Origin of the sequence: Sphingomicrobium clamense (assembly GCF_019264355.1) — a bacterium.
GTDB classification, from domain to species: Bacteria; Pseudomonadota; Alphaproteobacteria; order Sphingomonadales; family Sphingomonadaceae; genus Sphingomicrobium; species Sphingomicrobium clamense.
In genome coordinates this window covers 618,583-639,741 of sequence record NZ_JAHVAH010000001.1, presented here as the reverse complement: position 1 = coordinate 639,741, position 21,159 = coordinate 618,583, and the positions used below count along the sequence as shown (strand labels likewise).

General features: G+C 66.0%; 19 protein-coding genes. 9 read left to right on the top strand and 10 right to left on the bottom strand.

The window, feature by feature from the left end:
* The first annotated feature begins 21 nt into the window (after positions 1 to 21).
* A complete protein-coding gene (locus KTQ36_RS03120) occupies positions 22 to 1,437 on the top strand; it encodes a UdgX family uracil-DNA binding protein (RefSeq protein ID WP_218633799.1) in 1,416 nt (471 codons plus the stop codon).
* On the opposite strand, the gene KTQ36_RS03115 is transcribed toward KTQ36_RS03120, so the two are convergent.
* The 4 genes from KTQ36_RS03115 to KTQ36_RS03100 form a co-directional block, all read right to left on the bottom strand.
* On the bottom strand, positions 1,434 to 3,584 hold the full coding sequence (locus KTQ36_RS03115) for a TonB-dependent receptor (RefSeq protein ID WP_255554169.1): 2,151 nt from the start codon (positions 3,582 to 3,584) through the stop codon (positions 1,434 to 1,436). The two genes, KTQ36_RS03120 and KTQ36_RS03115, sit on opposite strands and share 4 nt — an antisense overlap.
* A gap of 71 nt (positions 3,585 to 3,655) precedes the next feature.
* Positions 3,656 to 7,072, bottom strand: a complete 3,417-nt coding sequence (locus KTQ36_RS03110; RefSeq protein ID WP_218632292.1) for a chromosome segregation SMC family protein — start codon at positions 7,070 to 7,072, stop codon at positions 3,656 to 3,658.
* 28 nt (positions 7,073 to 7,100) lie between these two features.
* Positions 7,101 to 7,850, bottom strand: coding sequence for a thioredoxin domain-containing protein (locus tag KTQ36_RS03105; protein ID WP_218632291.1), 750 nt, complete (start codon positions 7,848 to 7,850; stop codon positions 7,101 to 7,103).
* Positions 7,851 to 7,861: 11 nt separating this feature from the next.
* A complete protein-coding gene (locus tag KTQ36_RS03100; RefSeq protein ID WP_218632290.1) occupies positions 7,862 to 8,383 on the bottom strand; it encodes a DUF721 domain-containing protein in 522 nt (173 codons plus the stop codon).
* A gap of 27 nt (positions 8,384 to 8,410) precedes the next feature.
* Here KTQ36_RS03100 and KTQ36_RS03095 point away from each other — a divergent pair, with 27 nt between their 5' ends.
* From KTQ36_RS03095 to KTQ36_RS03085, 3 genes are all read left to right on the top strand, one after another.
* Complete coding sequence (locus tag KTQ36_RS03095; protein WP_218632289.1) at positions 8,411 to 9,406, top strand: A/G-specific adenine glycosylase; 996 nt, start codon at positions 8,411 to 8,413, stop codon at positions 9,404 to 9,406.
* Positions 9,407 to 9,472: 66 nt separating this feature from the next.
* Positions 9,473 to 10,138, top strand: a complete 666-nt coding sequence (locus tag KTQ36_RS03090; RefSeq protein WP_218632288.1) for a c-type cytochrome — start codon at positions 9,473 to 9,475, stop codon at positions 10,136 to 10,138.
* Between the two features lies 1 nt (position 10,139).
* Positions 10,140 to 10,616, top strand: coding sequence for a DUF1801 domain-containing protein (locus KTQ36_RS03085; RefSeq protein ID WP_218632287.1), 477 nt, complete (start codon positions 10,140 to 10,142; stop codon positions 10,614 to 10,616).
* On the opposite strand, the gene KTQ36_RS03080 is transcribed toward KTQ36_RS03085, so the two are convergent.
* The 5 genes from KTQ36_RS03080 to sdhC form a co-directional block, all read right to left on the bottom strand.
* The gene (locus KTQ36_RS03080; protein ID WP_218632286.1) at positions 10,613 to 11,500 is read right to left on the bottom strand and encodes an LOG family protein; all 888 of its coding nucleotides are present in this window, start codon (positions 11,498 to 11,500) and stop codon (positions 10,613 to 10,615) included. The two genes, KTQ36_RS03085 and KTQ36_RS03080, sit on opposite strands and share 4 nt — an antisense overlap.
* Before the next feature lie 34 nt (positions 11,501 to 11,534).
* Complete coding sequence (creD, locus tag KTQ36_RS03075) at positions 11,535 to 12,914, bottom strand: cell envelope integrity protein CreD (protein WP_218632285.1); 1,380 nt, start codon at positions 12,912 to 12,914, stop codon at positions 11,535 to 11,537.
* A gap of 159 nt (positions 12,915 to 13,073) precedes the next feature.
* Positions 13,074 to 14,873: a succinate dehydrogenase flavoprotein subunit gene (gene sdhA, locus KTQ36_RS03070; protein WP_218632284.1), complete on the bottom strand. Its 1,800-nt coding sequence runs from the start codon at positions 14,871 to 14,873 to the stop codon at positions 13,074 to 13,076.
* A gap of 3 nt (positions 14,874 to 14,876) precedes the next feature.
* Positions 14,877 to 15,266, bottom strand: a complete 390-nt coding sequence (gene sdhD / locus KTQ36_RS03065) for a succinate dehydrogenase, hydrophobic membrane anchor protein (protein WP_218632283.1) — start codon at positions 15,264 to 15,266, stop codon at positions 14,877 to 14,879.
* Positions 15,263 to 15,658: a succinate dehydrogenase, cytochrome b556 subunit gene (sdhC, locus tag KTQ36_RS03060; protein ID WP_218632282.1), complete on the bottom strand. Its 396-nt coding sequence runs from the start codon at positions 15,656 to 15,658 to the stop codon at positions 15,263 to 15,265. The genes sdhD and sdhC overlap by 4 nt, the downstream gene beginning before the upstream one ends.
* A 158-nt stretch (positions 15,659 to 15,816) precedes the next feature.
* On the opposite strand from sdhC, the gene KTQ36_RS03055 reads away from it, so the two are divergent.
* Genes KTQ36_RS03055 through KTQ36_RS03040 form a run of 5 tightly spaced genes read left to right on the top strand, consistent with a single transcriptional unit; the run spans position 15,817 to position 21,022 of the window.
* Positions 15,817 to 17,163: a methyl-accepting chemotaxis protein gene (locus KTQ36_RS03055; RefSeq protein WP_255554166.1), complete on the top strand. Its 1,347-nt coding sequence runs from the start codon at positions 15,817 to 15,819 to the stop codon at positions 17,161 to 17,163.
* 33 nt (positions 17,164 to 17,196) lie between these two features.
* Positions 17,197 to 18,486 carry a methyl-accepting chemotaxis protein gene (locus KTQ36_RS11290; RefSeq protein WP_255554165.1) on the top strand — a complete coding sequence of 430 codons (1,290 nt, stop codon included), beginning with the start codon at positions 17,197 to 17,199 and terminating at the stop codon, positions 18,484 to 18,486.
* Positions 18,487 to 18,526: 40 nt separating this feature from the next.
* Positions 18,527 to 19,234: an SDR family NAD(P)-dependent oxidoreductase gene (locus tag KTQ36_RS03045; RefSeq protein ID WP_218632281.1), complete on the top strand. Its 708-nt coding sequence runs from the start codon at positions 18,527 to 18,529 to the stop codon at positions 19,232 to 19,234.
* Entirely contained in the window at positions 19,224 to 20,135 is a 912-nt protein-coding gene (gene bla / locus KTQ36_RS11285; protein WP_255554164.1) for a subclass B3 metallo-beta-lactamase, read from the top strand. Before KTQ36_RS03045 ends, bla begins: the two co-directional genes overlap by 11 nt.
* A complete protein-coding gene (locus KTQ36_RS03040) occupies positions 20,132 to 21,022 on the top strand; it encodes a 50S ribosomal protein L11 methyltransferase (RefSeq protein ID WP_255554163.1) in 891 nt (296 codons plus the stop codon). The genes bla and KTQ36_RS03040 overlap by 4 nt, the downstream gene beginning before the upstream one ends.
* Here the strand turns inward: KTQ36_RS03040 and KTQ36_RS11280 are convergent.
* The gene (locus KTQ36_RS11280) at positions 21,019 to 21,153 is read right to left on the bottom strand and encodes a hypothetical protein (RefSeq protein WP_255554161.1); all 135 of its coding nucleotides are present in this window, start codon (positions 21,151 to 21,153) and stop codon (positions 21,019 to 21,021) included. The two genes, KTQ36_RS03040 and KTQ36_RS11280, sit on opposite strands and share 4 nt — an antisense overlap.
* Positions 21,154 to 21,159: the final 6 nt, after the last annotated feature.

Here is a 21,159-nt window from a genome sequence, read left to right as displayed (position 1 = left end):
CCCGACGGGCCGCAGGTCGATATCCATCGGGTTCGGCTCTCGCGGCAGGATGATTTCGATGGCTGGCGCGATGCCGCGCGCGGCCTGGCGGAGGCGGGTGTTCCCGCCTCCGCTGTCGTCTGGGAGGTCGAGGGCGACGAAGCCGACCTGTTCGGTTCGGGCGATCCGGCAGCGGCTTCGGCGCCTAAAGGTGCCAGCTTCTCTGTCCCGCGCGACTTCGTAAGCCTTGCGAAGACCGCCATTTGCCACCGCGATCCCGAGCGTTTCGCCTTGCTTTACGCCCTCCTGCTCAAGCTGCGCGATAACAAGCGCGCGCTAGCCGACCGCGCCGACCCGCTCGTCGACCGCCTCCGCAGGCTGGAGAAGGAGGTGCGCCGCGATGCGCACAAGATGCATGCCTTCGTGCGCTTCCGCGAGGTGGAGGATGAAGAGAGCACGCGTTTCGTGGCCTGGTTCGAACCCGATAATCATATCGTGCGGCGCGAGGCCGGCTTCTTCATGCGACGTTTCACCAACATGCGCTGGTCGATCCTCACGCCTCGATTGTGCATCCATTGGGACGGCGAGACGCTGACCGAAAGCCCGGGCGCGATCCGCGCCGACGCCCCCGACGGCGATCCGGTCGAGGAGACGTGGAAGACGTACTACAAATCGATCTTCAACCCTGCGCGGGTGAAGGTGAAGGCGATGACCGCCGAGATGCCCAAGAAATATTGGAAAAACATGCCCGAGACCGCGGCGATCGGCGAATTGCTCGCAGGCGCGCAGGCGCGTGAAGCCGCGATGATCGAGAAGAGCGCCAGCGTGCCCGCGCAGGCGAAAACTGAGGCGGAACGGCCTACCAGCCGCGAAGCTGCTTGGGCAGCGCTACGCGAAGAAGCCAAGGGCTGTACGCGTTGCGACCTTCACTGCGACGCCACCCAAACGGTGTTCGGCGAAGGGCCGCTATCACCGTCCATCTTTTTCGTAGGCGAGCAGCCCGGTGACCAAGAAGACCTGGCGGGTCGACCCTTCGTCGGCCCTGCGGGCCAGCTGTTCGACGCGTCGCTGGCGGAGGCCGGGATCGAGCGCGCCGACACTTATGTGACCAATGCGGTCAAGCACTTCAAGTTCGTGCTGCGCGGCAAGCGCCGCATCCACCAGTCGCCCAATGCGGGCGAGATTAGTGCCTGTAATAGGTGGCTGGGCCAGGAGCGCGACCTCATTCGCCCGCCGCTCACGGTGGCGCTTGGCGGGACCGCCGCGCGTGCCCTGTTTGGCAAGGCGGTCACCATCTCGAAACTGCGCGACGAGCCGCAGATGCTCCCCGACGGCTCAACCGCGCTGGTGACGGTTCACCCCAGCTACCTGCTGAGGCTCCCCGACGAAGCCAGGCGCGCGGAGGAGCGCGCCCGCTTCGTCGAGGATCTCAAGCGCGCAAAGGCGCTCGCCGCCTAGAAGGCAAAGCGGATCGAACCGCGCACCGTGCGGTCGTCGACCGGGTGCAAATTGTTGTCGCCATGGCCGAATTCGATGCCCTTTTCGTCGAACAGATTGTCGACGTTGACCTGCAGCGCGATGCGCTCGCTCAGGTCGTAATAGGCGGCGACATCGACCGTCGTCAGCGGGTCGATCATGACCTCGTTGGTGTAAGATGCGAAAACGCTCGAGCGATGCGAAATCCCCGCACCCAGTCCGAAGCGGTCGGTGACGTCGTAGCGACCCCAGAGCGACGCTTCGAAATCGGGCGCGTCGGGCGTCGTGCGACCGGCCGGGGCCGAAGCGGTGTCCTCGGTGATTTCGGCGTCGAGGATCGACACCCCGCCCGCCAGCGAGAGGCGGCCGATCTTGCCGTTGACCTCGAATTCGACACCCTTGGTGCGCTGCTCACCGGTTAGCACCGTGTCGAGCGTCACGGGGTCGATCGAACGCGTATTGGTGCGATCGAGCTGGAAGGCGGCGACCGTCAGGTCGAGGCCCGGCTGAATCTCCCATTTCACGCCCGCTTCGTAATTGGTGAACTTTTCGGGTTCGAGTGCCGCCGTGGTGGGCGAGAGCGAAGCGAACTGGTCGCCCGACTGGGGCAGGTAGCTGCGGCTCCAGCTCGCATAGAGGCTGACATTGTCCTGCGGCTTCACCACCAGCCCGAGGCGCGGACTCCACAAGCTGTCTTCGCGCGACAGGTCGGTGCCGCCGATGAAGTCCTGGACGCGGATGTCGACCCAATCAAGACGCAGGCCGGCGATCAGCTCGATATGCTCGCCAATCTCGACCTGGTTCTGGACATAGACCCCGATCGCTTCGGCGTCGGTGTGCGCATTGCGCTCTCCCGAGCCGCCACGGAAGGTAAGGTCGGGGATCACGAACGGATCGGCGAGCGGCACGAAAGTCTCGCGGCCGTTGGCGCTCTTCTGGTCCGCGGGAAGCGTATCGAAAAACCCGCGCAGGCGACCAGCGTCCGTGTCCTGGTTGGCATAGTCGATGCCGACTAGCAGCGTGTGCTCCAGCGCGCCGGTGGCGAAGCGGGCGACGAGGTCATTCTGCCACAGCATGTTCTGGCGGCGGGTGAAGTCCTGGTAGCCCGAGACCTTGACCGTATTCTCGTCGGTGACCGCGCTCGACGGCACGGCGTTGGTGTAGATCTTGTCATAGTCGCCGTAGAGCGCCTTGGAAGTGAAGGTCACCGCGTCGCTGAAACGATGGGTGAGCTTGGCATCGACGACATGCTTGTCGAAGTCGCTGCGGTTGACGCCGCGAATGCCGAAGAAGGTCTCGTCAAAGTCTTCGACCGCGCGGGCAGGATCGTCGATCGTGCCTTCGAATGCAGGCGGAAGGCCACGATCGACGTCGCGCTCGTCATGCGCATATTCGTAACCGAGATCGAGGTCGGTGTCGGCGCCGAAGTGCCACGAGACGGTGGGGTTGATCGCCCAGCGCTCACCCTCGATCGAGCGGAAATTGTCGAGCCGCTCGTAGACCGCGTTGAGACGGCCTTCGCTCGAGAGCGTCAGCGGGCTGTTGAGGTCGATCTGTGCCGACCCCGCGCCATACTGGTCGATCGAGAACGCGCCGGTTGCATAACGTTCGTGGAATGGGCGCTTGAGGACGCGATTGACGATTCCGCCCCCGCCGCCGCGACCGAAGACCAGCGCGTTGGGGCCCTTGAGCACTTCGACACGCTCGACATTATAGAGACCGCGATAATGCTGGACGTCGTCGCGCAAGCCGTCGGTGAAGAAGTCGGCAGTCGACAGGTTGCCACGGATGACGATGGCGTCGCGGTGGCCTTCGCCCGATTCCATTGCGATGCCCGGAACGTAGCGCGCGACATCGCCGATCGAACGCAGCGCCTGGTCGTTGATCTGCTCGGCAGTGACGACGCTGACCGACTGCGGCGTGTCGATGAGCGGGGTGTCGGTCTTCATCGCGGTGGTGGTGGCATCGGCGCCGTAGCCGTCGCGCTTGCCGGTGATGACGATCGGATCGCCGGGGGCGCCGCCGTCGGATGCAGCGTCGGTTTCCTCAATGGCGGTGTCGGCCGCGTGTAGGATCGCGGGGGTGAGGATGGTGGCGGCAAGCGCGAGGGCGCGAATCGAACGGTACAATGGGTACTCCCGGTGTCTGTGTTGAGACCCGGATAGTGTTATTGAAAATCATTCGCAATAGCGAATATCGATCATTCGGCGGCGAGCAACTCTTCTGCACCGCCAAGGTCGACCGATACCAATCTGCTGACCCCCTGCTCGATCATCGTGACGCCGTAGAGACGATCCATGCGGCTCATCGTCACGGCGTTGTGGGTGACGATCAGGTAGCGCGTGTCGGTCTCGCGCGTCATGCGTTCGAGCAGGTCGCAGAAGCGTTCGACGTTGGCGTCGTCGAGCGGCGCATCGACCTCGTCGAGCACGCAGATAGGCGCGGGATTGGTCAGGAACAGGCCGAAGATCAACGCGACGGCAGTCAGCGCCTGCTCCCCGCCCGACAGAAGGGTCAGCCGCGCCAGCTTCTTGCCCGGCGGCTGCGCGAAGATTTCGAGCCCGGCCTCGAGCGGATCGTCGCTGTCGACCAGTTCGAGATGCGCCTGCCCACCCCCGAACAGGGTCGCGAACAGGCTCTTGAAATGCTCGTTCACCTCTTCGAATGCCGCGAGCAGTCGCGTGCGGCCTTCGCGGTTCAAGTGACCGATCGACCCGCGCAGACGGGTGATCGCCTCGCCCAGCTCCTCGCGCTCTTCGGCCGATGCGATCTGCTCAGCCTCGAGTTCGGCCAGCTCCTGCTCTGCGACGAGGTTGACCGGGCCGATCCGCTCACGGTCGGCGACGAGCTTGTCGTGCGCCGCCTTCTCGTCCTCAGCCGAGGCCAGCGCATCGATGTCGAAATCGAATTTCTCGGGCAGCAGCGGCGGCGAACATCCGAAGGCCTCGCCGGCAGCGCGGGCATGATCGGCGCGGCGCGCCTCGGCGGCTTCGGCGCGGGCGATCGAGCCGGCGCGACCTTCGCGTGCGGAGGCGAAAGCTTCGGCGGCATCGGCGAGCACGGCCTCGGCAGCGCGGAGCTGTTCCTGCGCGGCGCGCTCGGCCTCGGCGGTTTCACCGATCTTGCGTTCGCCCTTGCCGCTCTCGCCTTCGAGCGCCTCGATCTTCTCGGCCAATGTGGCGGGGACGTCCTTGAGCTCTTCGCGTTCTTCCGCCTGGCGCGCGGCGCGCTCGGCAGTTTCCTCGAGCCGCTTTTCGGCATCGCGCGCGCGGGCGCGCCACTGGCCCTGCTCGCTTCCCGCAGCAGCGTGACGTTCGCGCGCGGCCTGCATCTCGCGCTGGCGCGTGGCGACCAGTGCGCGTTGTTCTGCGACGGCGCGACCGGCCTCGTTGGCGGCGGCGCGTGCCTTGTCGAGATCGCTTGCCATCGCCTCGACCTTGGGCAGCTTGGCGATCGCCTCCTGCGCGTCTTCGAGGGCCTCGCGCGCGGTTCGCAGCAGCGGCTTCAACTCTTCCTTGCGCTGGTCAATCGTCTCACGGCGCGCGGCCATGCGTTCGATCTCGACCCGTGCGCTGTCGGCGGCGCGCCCGGCCTCGCGGCCCGCGCTTTCGGCATCGGCGAGCGCAGCGCGGGCGGCGTCGCCCGCTTCGCGCTGTTTCTGCACCTCCGCCGACGCAGCTTCGAGCGCGGCCTCCGCAGCAGTCACCGCGGCCTTCAGCCCAGGCACTTCCTTGTCGAGCGCATCGCGGCGGTTCAAACGGACCAGCCGTTCGGCGGTGGCCGCCCCTGCCCCGCGCACGACGAAGCCGTCCCAGCGGCGCATGGTACCATCGCGCGTGACCAGCCGCTGGCCGGCCTTCAATTGCTGTCCGGTGTCGCGGTCGACCACCGCGACCATCTTGAGACGGCGGAGCAACTCCTTCGGCGCCTCCACACGCGCAGCGAGCGGGACCATGCCGTCGCCGAGCGCAGGGTCGTCGCCATTGCCCGGATTTTCCCAGCGGCGGGGTCCGTCGCCGCCCAGCTCGGCCTCGACATCGTCGCCCAATGCGGCGGCGAGCGCCTGCTCGTAGCCCGGGCTCGCCTTCAAGCCCTCGATCGCTCCGTGCCCGCCCTTGTCGAGCGCGCGCGCGAGCGCGTCGAGTTCGCTGGTCGCAGCCGACAATGACGCACGCGCAGACGCCAGCTCGCTTTCGGCGGCATCACGCGCAGCAACCGCCTTCGCACGGGCTTCTTCGGCATCGGCGATGGCAGCTTCGGCGCTGGCAGCCTCGGCCTGCGCTTCCTCGATCTGCCGTTCGGCATCGACCAGCGCCTGCTGTTCCTCGTCGGCCTTGCCAAGCTCGGCCTCCTGCGCCTCGATCCGTTCGAGATCGGCCTGGATGCGGCCCGCTTGCGACTCGGCGCTTTCGAGTGCCGCCTCGGCGACCCGGCGCTCGGCCTTCATCGCCGCTTCGCGCGCGACCAAGGCGGCGAGATCGGCTTCGGCCTCGCTCGCTTTCTTTTCGGCAGCGCCCAGCGCCTCGGCAAGCTTGCCGGCTTCCTCTTCGCTGCCCTCGAGCCTTTTCTCCAGCGCCTCGCGCTCTTCGTCGAGCGCGGCGATCGCCTTGGCGGCGTCGGCCTTGAGCGCTTCCTCGCGCGCGGTCTCGGCGACCAGCGCATTATGCTGCGCATCGAGATCGTCGATCCGGCGGATGGCGGCATTCCGCTCGGCGCGCAGGCTGGCCAGCTTGTGCGCCAGTTCCTGCCCCTGGCTGCGCGCCTCGACCGCGGCGTCGCGCGCGGTGGCTAGCGCCTTGGCGGCTTCAGCCTGCCGGTCCTGCGCGGCGGTGCGCTTATCCTCCAGTTCGCGGACGCGGCCTTCGGCCTTTTCCGCCGCCTCACGAGCCTCGGTCGCGGCGCGGTCGGCATCGCGCCACGCGGCAGTGATCATCTTCGCTTCGTGGTGGCGGATCTGGTCGGTGAGCTTGCGATAGCGTTCGGCCGCGCGCGCCTGTCGCTTGAGGCTGGCGGCGCGCGCTTCCTGATCGCCCAACAGCCGGTCGAGCCGCTCGAGATTGGTTTCAGCCGCGCGCAGCTTGCTCTCGGCATCCTTGCGCCGCTGATGGAGGCCGGAAATCCCCGCCGCCTCTTCGAGCATCTGGCGGCGGTCGGTCGGCTTGGCGGCGATGACCTGCCCGATCTTGCCCTGGCTGACGAGCGCGGGGCTGTGCGCGCCGGTGGCCGCGTCTGCGAACAGCAGCGCGACGTCCTTGGCGCGGACATCGTTGCCGTTGAGCCGGTAGGCGGAGCCCGCGCCGCGCTCGATCCGGCGAGTGACCTCGGTTTCGCCCGCGTCCTCGCCCGCCTCTTCCTTGCTGCGTTCGATCAGCAGCGTGACTTCGGCGAAGTCGCGCGCGGGGCGGGCGGCGGTGCCGGCGAAGATCACGTCTTCCATGCCGCCACCGCGCAGGGACTTGGGGCTCCCCTCGCCCATCACCCAGCGGATGGCTTCGAGGAGGTTGGATTTGCCGCAGCCGTTGGGGCCGACCACGCCGGTCAGCCCGCGCTCGATTCGGAGCTCGGACGGCTCGACGAAGCTCTTGAAGCCGCTGAGTTTCAGCCGCCGGAACTTCACCTTAGCAAATCTCCCCCCTCAAGATGGCTTACGACGCGTCGCCCACGGCGGTGGCGATGACCGGGCCGAGGCCCTCCCATTGCGCCGCGCTGCTGGGCTGCGTGACGCCGTTGACGATGTGCGTGGGGGTCGAGTTGACCCCGTAATCGCTGTTCGCCGTCTCGTTCATGGCGAGCAGCACGTCGGCGGCGCCCGGTTCGGCAAGGCAGGCATCGACCTTGGCGGGCGAGATACCGCGCTGTGCGGCGAAGGTCTTGAGGCCCGTCACTTCGGCCAGCGTCTTGAACACTTCCTCTGGCGCCATGTTGGCGGTCGAGTTGGACTGGAGGTACTGGTAGCCCTTGCCCGCCCAGTCCTGCTGGTTCTGGAACAAGGCGCGCTGGAAGGGGAAATATTGCTCGGTCGTGCCGCAGCGCGCGATCAGCGCGGCGGTCATGTCGATGGGATCGCGGATGAAGTTGCGGAATTCCCAGCTGACGCGGCCGGTTTCGACATATTGCTGGACCAGCTCTTCGGCCCCGGCGAGCTCGAAGCGCGCGCAGGCGCCGCAAGTGAGCGAGCCATATTCGATCAGCTTCACCGGCGCGTCGGGGTTGCCCATGACATAGCCGCCCGCCTCGGTCTTGGTGACGACGTCGCTCCACGCCTGGCCGTCGGGCGCGGCGACGGTTTCGACCGGTGCGGTCGGCGCCTCGACCGTGCCCGTCGCTTCGCCATTGCAGGCGGTGGCCATGGTGCACGCGAGCAGTGCGGCGGTGGTTTTGGCAATTCGCTTCACTTGGTTCTCCATCATGAAATCTTCGGGGGACCCTTCGAGCCCGCCAGCCCGGCCGCCAGCGATTCGAGACAGGCCCGCAATTCGGGATCGGATATTTCGCGCAGGCCCTCTCCCAATTCCTTGGGGACCTCGCGCAAAGTGGGGCGCTCGGGACGCTTGGCCTCGAGCGGCAGGCGACCCTGGCGAAAGACCACGTTGGCGATGGCGGGGTAGCCGAAGAAGGCATTGACCTTGTCGATGATCATCGGCGCGAGGTGCTGGTAGAGCGGCGCCTGCGCGCCTTCGACGAGCAGGGTCAGCGTGCCGTTCGACTTGGTCCCGCGCGGGAACTTGATCGCTTCGGGCAGGCTGGAGCGCGCATATTTGGCGCCGACGATTTCGGGCCAGCGATGCACGATCGCGCCCTGTACGAAGCCGAACTTCTTGAACGCCACGCCGCCAATATCGCCGACAATATCGCCCGCGCGGCGCACGCCGTTGACGCGCTTGTCGTCATCGTTCGCTTTCGCGCGGGAAGGTCGGCGATTGGCCATAGGGGGCGACCATGCCATAGCGATGCCGTGTCCGCCAATTGGAAGAATCGCCTGCTCGAACATTATCGCGACCACGCCCGCGATTTGCCGTGGCGGGTGCGACCCGGCAGCAACAGGCGTCCCGACCCCTATCACGTCTGGCTGAGCGAGGTGATGCTGCAGCAGACGACGGTGGCGACGGTGACGCCGCGCTTTGCCCGATTCATCGAAAAGTGGCCTGAAGTCAGTGACTTGGCGAGCGCCAGCCGCGAAGTGCTGCTCGCCGAGTGGGCGGGGCTCGGCTATTATGCGCGGGCGCGAAACCTGCATGGCTGTGCGCAGCAGGTCGTCGCACTGGGGGGCTTTCCCGAGGACGAGGCGGGGTTGCGCGAATTGCCGGGCATCGGCGCCTATACCGCCGCGGCCATCGCGGCGATCGCCTTCGATGCCGATTCGGTGCCGATCGACACCAATGTCGAGCGGGTGGTGGCGCGAATCGAAGGGATCGAGGGGCCGCTCGCCGAGACGCGATCCGAGGTGCACGACGCGGCGCGGGCGCTGTGGCCGAAGGAGCGCGCTGGCGATTTTGCGCAGGCGATGATGGACCTGGGCGCGACCATCTGCCGGCCTAAGACTCCACGCTGTGGGGAGTGCCCGGTGAGCGGGGACTGCGCGGCCTTCGCGACCGGCGCGCCCGAGGCGATTCCGGCGCCTAAGGTTCGCAAAGCGCGGCCCGAGCGCCGCGGGACTGCGTGGTGGATCGAGCGCGACGGGGCAGTGTGGCTGGTGCGGCGTCCGGCCAAAGGCATGCTGGGCGGGATGGCGGCGCTGCCGGGAAGCGAATGGACGGACGGGGCGTGGCCCGAAGAGCCCGAGCAGGCGGTGCGCCATGTCTTTACCCACTTCGCGCTGACGCTGGCGATCGAGCCGCGCGACGTGCCGCCCGAGGGCGAGGGCTGGTGGCAGCCGATCGACCGTATCGACGAGGCGGGACTGCCCACGCTCTATGCCAAGGTCGTGGAAGCAATGACCTTAGTTTCTTGATGATTGCCGCAAGCCCCTTTAAGGGGCTGGCCAACACTTCACTTTCAAGCTTGTCAAAGAGGTATCATGGACGACCGCAACAATACGATCGCCGGCTGGGTCCTGTTCGCGGGAATCATCGCGCTGGGCGGCACCATCCTCACCGGTGAGATGTTCCACGGCGACCGTCCGGAAACGATGGGCTATCCGATCGAAGGCGTCGAGCTGGAAGCGGGTGCCGAGGAAGCCAAGCCGGTCGCCTTCTACCTCGCGAGCGCCGATGCGGCGCGCGGCGAAGCGGTCTTCGCGCGCTGTGCGGCCTGCCACTCGATCAACCAGGGCGGTGCCAACGGGCTCGGCCCCGCGCTCTACGGCACGATGGGCGGCGACATCGCCGGTGTTCCGGGCTTTGCCTATTCGGATGCGCTGGCTTCGAAGGAAGGCAACTGGACCTGGGAAGAGATGGACGCCTGGATCGCCAGCCCGCGCAGCTATGCTCCGGGCACGAAGATGACCTTCGCCGGTCTTTCGGACGAGCAGGATCGCGCCGATCTCCTTCTCTATTTGAACCAGCAGACGTCGAACCCGCTGGCCGTGCCCCCGCCCCCGCCTGAGGAAGCCGAGGAAGCGGCTGCCGAGGATGCGATGGGCGAAGATGCGCAGAAGGCGGAAGACGTGCCGGTGCTCGACGAAGCCACGACCGACGCCGACGACGGCAGCTCGGATGGTGGCCAGGAAGTTCCGGAAGCGTAGGATGCAGACGGCCGGAGACAGGAACGCTGCTTCGGTCGCCGACTATATCGACAGTGTCGACGACAAGCGCCGCGAGACGTTTCGCGCGGTGGTCGAGAAAATGCGCGCGCTGGTCCCCGACGGCTATGACGAGGCGATGACGTGGGGCTTCCCGACCTGGGAAGTGCCGCTCGAGGTCTCGGGCCCGACCTACAACAAGAAGCCGCTGATGTTCGCTGCGGTGGCGGCGCAAAAACGGCATATCGGCCTCTACATCATGTGCGCCTACATGAATGAAGAGCGCAAGGCGGCGCTGCTCGACGCACACGCGAAGGCCGGCAAGAAACTCGACATGGGCAAGAGCTGTATCCGGTTCCAGCAGATGGACGACATCGAATGGGACGCGGTGGCCGATGCCATCGACATCGGCCCCGAAGAGTTCGCCGAGGCCGCCATCGCCGAACGCGAAGCGGCGCTGGGCAAGGGCAAGCGCGCCTAGGGCTGCACCGCCCCGCAGACATCGTAATAGTTGCAGACTTCGGCCCAGGCTTCCTCGGCCGTCTCGCACCAGGTGATGAGGTCGAGGTCGCCCTTCGAAATCGTGCCTTCGAGCGCGAGGGCGTCGAAGTCGAACACGCGGTCCCAGAACTCTTCCTTGCCGAACAGCAGGATGGGCATTTCGCGCACCTTGCCGGTCTGGACGAGGGTCAGCAGTTCGAACAGTTCGTCAAACGTCCCGAACCCGCCCGGGAAGACCGCGACGGCACGCGCGCGCATGAGGAAATGCATCTTGCGCAGCGCGAAGTAGTGGAACTGGAAGCTGAGGTCCGGGGTGACATATTCGTTGGGCAGCTGTTCGTGCGGAAGCACGATATTGAGCCCGATCGATTCCTTGCCCTCGTCATGCGCCCCGCGATTGGCGGCTTCCATGAAGCTGGGCCCGCCACCCGATGTGACGACGAAGTGACGCTTGCCATTCTCGTCGACCGGAAAACGCGAGGCGATGCGGGCGAGCTTGCGCGCTTCCTCGTAATAACGGGACTTGGCAACGAGACGCTCGGCAACCTTGCGGTCCCATTCGGTCTCTGCCGCATCGAGCAATGCCTGCGCCTTGGCAGGCTCGGGCACGCGTGCCGACCCGTACATGACGAACAGCGTTTCGATGTCCGCCTCGTTCATCAGCAGCTCGGGCTTGAGCATCTCGAGCTGGAAGCGCACCGAGCGCAGATCGTCGCGCAGCAGGAAATCGGTGTCCTGGAAGGCGAGCTTGTAGGCTTCGCTTTCGGTCTGCGGGCTGGAAAGGGTGGTCTTGGCCGCGGCCGCGTCGGACTTCGACGAAGGGAAGACCGGATCGCGCGGATTGTGATGATGATCTTTTGACATAGGGGAGCGGCTTAGCCGCTCCCCTGCGCCAAGCCTAGACCTCTTCTGGAAGCGCGCGTTCGCGGCTCCAGTCGAGGTTGCGGGTGGTGTACATCACCGCCGCGAGCGCCGCGAAGATCATCAGCGAGCCGATAAGCAGCGAGAATTCCTCGAGCCCAAGCAGGATATAGAGCGCTGCGTAGAGCAAGGCGAGTAGCCCGCTCACCGCGATCGCCCTTCGCCAACTGCCGAGAATGGCCGCGCTATAGGCGGTCACCAGCCCCACGATGGCGAGTGATGCGACGACATAAGCGGGCGCGAACCCGATCACCTCGGCGAAGGCCAGCAGCAGCACGAAGAAGAGCACCAGCGCCGCGCCAACCAGCAAATAGGCGACCGCCGAAATGCGACGCCCGCCAATGACGTCGAACATCAGCAGCGCGAGGAAGGTGAAGCCGATGTGCAGGAAGCCGTACTTGGTCGCGCGATTGACCCGCGAATAGAGATCGACCGGCTGGATCAGGTCGATCACCGCGAGCTGGTGACCATTGTCGACCAGCTGGCCGCCGCGCCCGGCACGGTCGATCCGGGGCGTGTCGTTGCCGCCATCCAGATTGACCAGGCTCTTGCCGAGCGAAAGGTTGCCGATGCGATATTGCGCGTCGAAGCCGCTCGAATTGGTCGAATGCTCGTCGGGGATGAAGGCCCCGGTGAAGCTGGGATGCGGCCAGGGCGAGGAGACTTTCCAGCGGGTGGAGCCGGCGGTCGGCTTCAATGCCACTGCGCTCGACCCGCGAAAGCCGTAAGAGAAGTCGGCGACCATCGCGCCGTCGCGCAAGGCGCTGGCATCGACGAAGGCGAAGAAGCCCGAACCGCCCTTCGAGCCGCCGCCCGGCTGGAGCCGCTGCGCGGTGCCGTCGACCGAGACTTCGGGATTGGCGCCGAGCCCCTTGGGATCGCTGATCCCGAAGCGCAGCTCGGCATCATCGAGCCGCAGGCTGTCGGGATCGATATCGTAGCGATCGAGATCGGGCGGGAAGGCGAAGCGCGCCTGACCCGACGCATCGCCGTCATAGACGACCGCTTCGTAAATCGAGCGTTTGCGGCGGTCGGGGTCGAGCGCAATGTCGAGATCGAGCGCTTCGGGCGACAGGATCATCTCCGACGTCACCTGACGCGCCGTCGTGATGCGCCGTCCGTCCTCGACCCGCGTTTCCTGCCGGGTGGCCGTGTAGGGAATGGCGAGCACGGGACCGGCCAGCGCCTGCTCGCCTCCCCATCCCTCGGTGATCGAGCTGACGGCGGCCTGGGACTGTGTCTGGCGGTCGTAAACCAACGCCCAGACGGAGAAGAGCGGGATGGCGAGCAACAATCCTACGAGAATTGCGATCGCCAGTTTTTGCCCTGGGGTCTTCTCGCCACTACGCCAGCCCATCCTCATTCTCCCTCAACTCGTCGACGAATATGCACGGTTCAACGGTTCGTCTATAGAATTGCTCGTCGTCAAGGGAGCGTGCGACGAATGGGGCGCAGGCGCAAGAAGGGCGCGCCGTCCGAAGATGGCGCGCCCTCCTGAATTCAAGCCGAGTAGGAGCTAGTAGACCCGCTTCTTCGGCTCGATATAGCTGACGTCGTCGGTCAGCGTATATTCGTGGACCGGGCGGTAGTCGATCCGGGTCTCGCCGCCCTTGCCGCCCCAGCCGTCGACCCAGATGAGCGAGTGCTTCATCCAGTTCGCGTCGTCGCGATCGGGGAAGTCCTCGTGCATGTGCGCGCCGCGGCTTTCCTTGCGGTTGTCGGCAAGCTGGATCGTGGCCTTGGCTTGGCTCAACATGTTGTCGAGTTCGAGCGTTTCGACGAGGTCGCTATTCCAGATGAGCGAGCGGTCGGCGACCGACACGTCCTGCATCGAGGAGAAGATCCCGTCGATCTTCTTAACGCCTTCCTCGAGCGTGCGCTCGGTGCGGAAGACGGCACAGTCGGCCTGCATCGTCTTCTGCATGTCGAGACGGATCTCGCTGGTCTTGCGATCGCCCTCGGCGTGACGGAAATGGTCGAGACGCGAGAGCGCGAGATCCGCGGAATCGGCCTTGAGGTTGGGACCGGCCTTGCCCGGCTCGATCACTTCGGCAAGGCGATGACCGGCCGCACGGCCGAACACGACGAGGTCGATCAGGCTGTTCGAGCCAAGGCGGTTGGCGCCGTGCACCGACACGCAGGCCGCTTCGCCGACCGCGAACAGGCCCGGCACGACATGGTCGGGATTACCGTCCTTCAGCGTCACGACTTCGCCGTGATAATTGGTCGGGATGCCGCCCATATTATAGTGGACCGTCGGCACGACCGGGATCGGCTTTTTGGTCAAATCGACGCCCGCAAAGATCTTCGCGGTTTCGGTGATGCCCGGCAGGCGCTGCGCGAGGATGTTGGGGTCGATATGATTGAGGTGGAGGTGGATATGATCCCCCTCCTTGCCGACGCCGCGACCCTCGCGGATTTCCATCGCCATCGAGCGGCTGACGACGTCGCGCGAGGCGAGGTCCTTGGCCGACGGGGCGTAGCGTTCCATGAAGCGTTCGCCCTCGGAATTAGTGAGGTAGCCGCCTTCGCCACGTGCGCCCTCGGTGATGAGCACGCCCGCGCCGTAAATGCCGGTCGGATGGAACTGGACGAACTCCATGTCCTGGAGCGGCAGGCCGGCGCGCAGCACCATGGCATTGCCGTCACCCGTGCAGATGTGCGCCGAGGTCGCCGAGAAATAGCAGCGGCCATAGCCGCCGGTGGCGAGCACCACGGCCTGCGCACGGAAGCGGTGGATCGACCCGTCGTCGAGGCACAGCGCCACGAGACCGCGGCACACGCCGTCTTCCATGATCAGGTCGAGCGCGAAATATTCGATGAAGAAGTCGGCGTCATACTTCAGGCTCTGCTGGTAGAGCGTGTGGAGCATGGCGTGACCGGTGCGGTCGGCGGCGGCGCAGGTGCGCTGCGCGGCGGGGCCTTCGCCCATATTCTGGGTCATGCCACCGAACGCGCGCTGGTAGATCTCGCCCTCTTCGGTGCGGCTGAACGGCATGCCGGCATGTTCGAGTTCATAGACTGCGGCAGGCGCCTCGCGGCAGAGATATTCGATCGCGTCCTGATCTCCGAGCCAGTCGGAGCCCTTGACGGTATCGTACATGTGCCAGGTCCAGTGGTCCGGACCCATATTGCCGAGGCTGGCGGCGATGCCGCCCTGCGCCGCGACCGTGTGCGAACGGGTCGGGAAGACCTTGGTCACGCAGGCGGTCTTGAGACCCTTTTCGGCCGCGCCCATGGTCGCGCGAAGGCCCGAACCGCCCGCGCCCACCACGACGACGTCATAGGTATGATCGATGATCTGATACTTGCTCAACGGTCAGGCTCCGAATGCGATCTGGGCGAGTGCGAACAGCGCCAGCGCGGCGCCGCCGATCGCGGCCATGGTCAGGATGAAATGGATGGCGACACGGTTGCCCTCGTGATGGACGTAGTCGTCGACGACAACCTTGAGCCCGTCGAGCCCGTGCGCAAAAGCGGTGATGACGAACAGCGCCATCGGCACCGCGCCCAGCGGGCGGGCGAGAAACTCAACCAGCGTGCGCTGCGACAGGTCGGGCAGCATGATGAGCGAGATCACCAGCCATAGCGACAGGAAGACCAGGGCGACCGAGGTAAAGCGTTCGTGCAGCCAATGCTCGCCGCCTTCGCCCGCCGCGCCGAGGCCGCGGACCTTGCCCAGCGGAGTGGAGGATTTGCCCGTGCTCATTGACCCACTCCCATGATGACGAACCAGGTGGCCGCGGTCGCGAGGATCGACAACGCGATCGTCATGACCGACCAGAATTTGTTGACCTTGAGCTCGAAGCCCGCGCCCATGTCGAGGAACAGGTGGCGAAGGCCCGAGAAGAGATGCTGCCAGAAGGCCCAGGTGAGGCCGACCAGGATGACGAGGCCGGCGCTGCTGGTCGCGATCTCGACGAACCGGTCGTAACCCGCCTCGTCACCGGCCAGGGCGACGAGCCACCAGGTCAACACGACCAGCCCGAGCGCGGTCAGCGCGCCACCGGTGATGCGGTGGAGGATCGAGACCAGCATGTGCGGGCCCCATTTCCAAATGGTGAGATGCGGCGAAAGCGGCCGCGGATGCTTCGGCGTCATGCGTGTTCCTCTAGTCCCAGAACGGGTGCGTGGGACCGCTTAGAAGAGGCCGCTGAAAGAGGCAAGGCGGGCCATAGGGCTAACCCGGCATTAACCAATTGCTGCCAAGAGGGAGGACAAGCGTATCCCACCGAGTTTTCGAAAAGGGTTTGAGACATATGGCAACGGTCATTCAGGGTGACATGACGGGCGATTACGACATTCAGCGCGGTTTGAGCTTCTACGACCTGTCGGGCGACCTACCCGAGCGGGCGCGAGAGCTGTGGGCGGCGATCGGCCATGCCGAACGCGACCTGAGCCGCGAATATTGGAAGCGCTATGCGCTGTCCCCCGAGGTCACCGACACGATTGAGGGCGAGCGGCTGGCCGAGCTGACCGAGATTTCGCTGCCCTATATCCGCGCCAAGTTCACCGACATCGATGGCCAGCTGTGGACCGACAAGGCGAAGAGCTTCGTCGAAGGCGAACTGGCCGCCGGGCGCTCGCTCTCGACCCTGCTCGCGGGGGTTTCGGCCGAGACGGAGGCAGCCTTCGTCGCCATCCGCACCGCCGACTTGCCCGAAGAGCAGGTCGTGCGGTTCGCGCGCACCCTGTCAGAAATCCAGTCGATCGAAACCGACTGCATGATCCATCATGCCGTGACCATCGCGCGCAGCGAAAGCGAGCGCATCCAGGCGCAGCAGGCCTCGGAATTCAACGAACAGGTGCTGGGCGTCGTCCAGGCCTGCACCAGCGAGAGCGAGACGCTGCAGTCGCAGGCCGCGATCACTGCCCAGTCGGCGCGTGGCATGATGGGCAAGACCAGCGAGGTCGCCGCTGCCGCCGAACAGAGCGCGGTCGCGATGCGCGAGGCCGCACAGACCGCTGCCGGTCTTATCCGTGCCATCGAAGATGCGCGGAACGAGGTCGAGGGCGCGGCGCAGGTCGCGGTGCGTGCCGGCGACCAGGCGAAGGAAGCAGTGCAGGTCTCCGAAGACCTGTCGAGCCACGTGGAAACGATCGAATCGATTCTCGGCCTGATCCGCGACATTGCGGGGCAGACCAACCTGCTTGCGCTCAACGCGACCATCGAAGCCGCGCGTGCGGGCGATGCGGGCCGGGGCTTTGCGGTCGTCGCGCAGGAAGTGAAATCGCTCGCCGCGCAGACCGCGCGAGCCACCGACGACATCACCTCGAAGATCACCGCCATCACCGCGGCGACCAAGCAGACGGTCGACAGCAATGCCGACATCGCCCAGACGGTGCGCGAAGTGCAGGCCAGCGCCGACCGTATCCGGCAGGCGATGGAAGCGCAGGCGCAGACGGTGACGACGATCACCGCCGCGGTCGACGAAACGGCACTCGCCGCCGATTCCATGAGCTCGACCATCGCCGCCATTCGCAGCGATACCGAGACCGTGGCCAAGGATATCGACAGCGTCGAACAGGGGTTCGGGCGTTTCTCCACCCAGATCGCGGCGTTCCGCGACACGACGCGCAACTTCATCGCGAGGTTCGCTGCCTAGCGGACCAATTCGCACACCCGAGGAGGGTCACCCATGAACGCCCGCGAGAATGCCATCCAGCCCCTCAGTGAGGAGCAGATCCGCAATCGTCTCGATGCCTATGGCAAGGACGAGCATTTCGAGCGCGGGCGCGCCCTCCTCTGGGCCGAGGCGCACGACATCGTCCATGACACGATCGAGCGCCTGTTCGGTACCGAAAGCGCCGAGCGCGCCAAGGGCGACTACGGACAGGAATTCGGTCGCGAGTGGATTGACCACGTCACCGAATATGGCCGCGGCCTTTTCCTTGAGCAGCAAAGCATTCCGCATATCAACGTCCAGCGCGCGACGGGCGTCAGCGAAATGATCAATGCGGTGTGCGAGCGGTTTGCGGACGAGCCGGACGTGCGCGCGCATCTGATCGAAGCGCTTGTCAGGAAGGCGCTCTATTCGAACGATTGCATCCTGGCGCAGGTCGCCGTGTGCGAAGCGCAGATGCTGGCCGACGAGCGCGGAGAAGCGGGCGACCAGTTCCAGAAACAGGTCACGCAGATTTCCGCCAGCGCCGCTGCCAAGGCGCGCGACATGCTCAACCGCGCCAATGAAAGCGCGGGCGCAGCGCGCGGGATGATGGGCAAGACCAGCGAAGTGGCTGCCGCCGCCGAACAAAGCGCCGTCGCCATGCGCGAGGCCGCACAGACGGCCGCCGGGCTGATCCGTGCCATCGAAGATGCGCGGACCGAGGTCGAAGGGGCGGCACAGGTCGCCGTGCGCGCGGGCGGACAGGCGAAGGAAGCCGTGCAAGTGTCGGAAGACCTGTCGAGCCATGTCGAGACGATCGAATCCATCCTCGGCCTGATCCGCGACATTGCCGGGCAGACCAACCTTCTTGCGCTCAACGCCACGATCGAGGCAGCGCGCGCGGGCGATGCCGGCCGCGGCTTTGCTGTCGTCGCGCAGGAAGTGAAGTCGCTTGCCTCGCAGACGGCGCGCGCGACCGACGACATCACTACCAAGATCGCCGCGATCACCGCCGCCACCAAGCAGACCGTCGACAGCAATGCCGATATCGAGAAGACGGTAATGGAAGTGCAGGCCAGCGCCGACCGCATCCGCCAGGCAATGGAGGCGCAGGCGCAGACGGTGACCACCATCACCGCCGCGGTCGACGAAACCGCGCTCGCCGCAGACAGCATGTCGAACACCATCACCGCCATTCGCAGCGACACCGAACATGTCGCCAGCTCGATCGGCGGGGTGGAGAAAGATTTCGAGGACTTCACGGTCGAAATCGACAAGTTCGGCGCCGCCAGCAGCGAATTCACCAAGAACGTCGCGCGCTAAGTCCTTGCCGCCCGCGCCCCCGCGCGGTTAGCGAGGGTGCATGCATATTTTCGTCACCGGAGCGAGCCGCGGGATCGGCGCCGCGACCCTCGAAGCCCTCAAGAATGACGGCCACCGCGTCGTCGGCCAGTCGACGCAGGGCGGCGATGGCCTCCTCGCCGCCGACTTTACCGACCCCGCCGCCCCGCGCCGATTGTGGGAAGCAGCATTTGACGCACTCGACGGAAACATCGACGTGCTGGTCAACAATGCCGGCGTGTTCGAGCCCGTCTCCGACAAGGCCGGTGACGAGGAATGGCACGAGGCCTGGTCTCGCACGATGCAGATCAACCTGCAGGCCAGCGCCGACCTGTGCCGCCACGCCATCTCGCACTTCCGCTCGCGCGAGGAGCGCGGCGGCCGCATCGTCAACGTCGCCAGCCGCGCCGCCTATCGCGGCGACAGCCCGCAGCACTGGCATTATGCCGCCTCCAAGGGCGGGATGGTCGCGATGACCAAGTCGATCGCGCGCGGCTATGCCGCCGAAAACATCCTCGCCTTCGCGGTCTGCCCCGGCTTCACCATGACCGGCATGGCCGAGGATTATCTCGACAGCCGCGGTGGCCCTTCGCTGCTCGCCGACATTCCGCTTGGCCGGGTCGCGCAGCCGGAGGAAGTCGCAGAGACCATCCGCTGGCTGGCGGTCGACGCGCCGCCCAGCGCCACCGGCACCATCCTCGACGTCAACGGAGCCTCCTATGTCCGCTAGAGCCCTGCTCGCCTCGACCCTCGCGCTCCCGCTCGCGGCGTGCATGACCGACTTCACCACTGCGCCCCCCGACCCGGCCGACCGGATCGACCATTTCCCCAAGAGCGCGCTGGCCGAGGCTTGCGAGGAGTGGGACGAGTGGGACAAGCCTGCCCCGCCCGCACGCATTCACGGCGGCACCTATTATGTCGGCACGTGCGGCATTGCCGCGATCCTCATTACCACCGCCGAGGGTCATATATTGATCGACAGCGGCACCGAGGCGGGCGCCGACCACATCGCCGCCAATATCGAAAAGCTTGGCTTCTCGCTCCGCCATGTCACGACGCTGACCCATAGCCACGAGCATCACGACCATGTCGGCGGCATGGCCAGGATGAAGGAGCGGACCGGCGCCAAGCTGGTCGCGAGCGAGGCCGCCGCGCCAGTCTTCGCCACCGGCACGCTGGCCGCCGACGATCCGCAGGCCGGAATGCACGACCCCTTCCCGATCGCCACGGTCGAGGAGACCATCGCCGACCTCCAGACGCTCGAGCTGGGAGGTCTCGTACTCTACGCCCTCGCCACCCCCGGCCACAGCCCGGGCGCAATGAGCTGGACCTGGACCGAGTGCCAGGACGACGATTGCCTTGCCATCGTCTATGCCGACAGCCTCTCGCCCGTCAGCCGCGACGACTATCGCTTTTCCGACCATCCCGACACCGTCGCGGCCTTCCGCCGCAGCCTCGACACGATCGCCGCGCTCGAATGCGACGTGCTCCTCACCCCGCACCCCAGCGCGAGCGACATGCTCGACCGCTTCGCGGGCGAGACGCCGCTGATCGACCGGAGCGCCTGCACCGCCTATGCCGACAAAATGCGCGCGCGTCTGGACGAGCGACTCGCGAAGGAAGCCCAATGAGCTGGAAGGTCAGTCTCGATTGCACCAAGGCGCAGGCGCAGGCCGTGTCGGAGGATGGCGATGCGCTGTTCGCGATGCATGACAATCCGCCCGTGCTGGTCGCGGACGAGCCAGATCCCGAGCAGCCCGACCGCTGGCGGCTCCACGCTTATTTCGAGAACGAGCCGACCACGCAGGAGCTGATGCTGCTGAAGCGCCTTGCGCCCGACGGCGAGCCCGAGATCGCGCATCTGAAGGACGAGGATTGGGTGACCATGAGCCAGGCGGGGCTCGAGCCCATCCACGCCGGTCGCTTCTTCGTCCACACGCCGCAGCATCGCGACCTCATCCCAAAGGGCGCGGTGGCGTTCGAGATCGACGCCGGCCTCGCCTTCGGCACCGGCCAGCATGCGACCACCGCGGGCTGCCTCCAGTCGCTCGACCGGCTGGCGGATCAGGGCAAGCATTTTTCCAACATCATCGACGTCGGCACCGGCACCGGCCTCCTCGCCTTCGCGGCGCTCAAGCTCTGGCCCGAGGCGCGGGTCGTCGCGAGCGACATCGACCCGGTCGCGATCGAGGTGGCGGAGGAGAACGCCTCGCTCAACAAGATCCCGGTTGCCGAGGCGGCGGGCCACGTCCTGCTGCTCACTGCGCCCGGGCTCGGCCACCCGCTGATCGCCAACCGCAAGCCCTACGACCTGCTGATCGCCAACATCCTCGCTGGCCCGCTGGTCAGCCTCGCCCCCGGCTTCGCCGCCGCGCTGGCCAAGGGCGGCACGATGATCCTCTCCGGCCTTCTCGACAGCCAGGCCGACACGGTCGCGGCGGCGTATGAGGCGGAAGGGCTCAGCGTCGTCGACAAGGGCGACGGGGAATGGCGGGTGTTGGTGTTGGAGAAAGGCTAGAAGAACTTTAGGGCGAGGTAGCCGCCAAACACGATCACAAGAATAAGGACCGAGAGTGCGACCATGGCATTCTCTCCGAAAAGCCTGATCCCGAGCTTCTCATTCATCCAACTGACAACGGCTTCGATCATCTACAA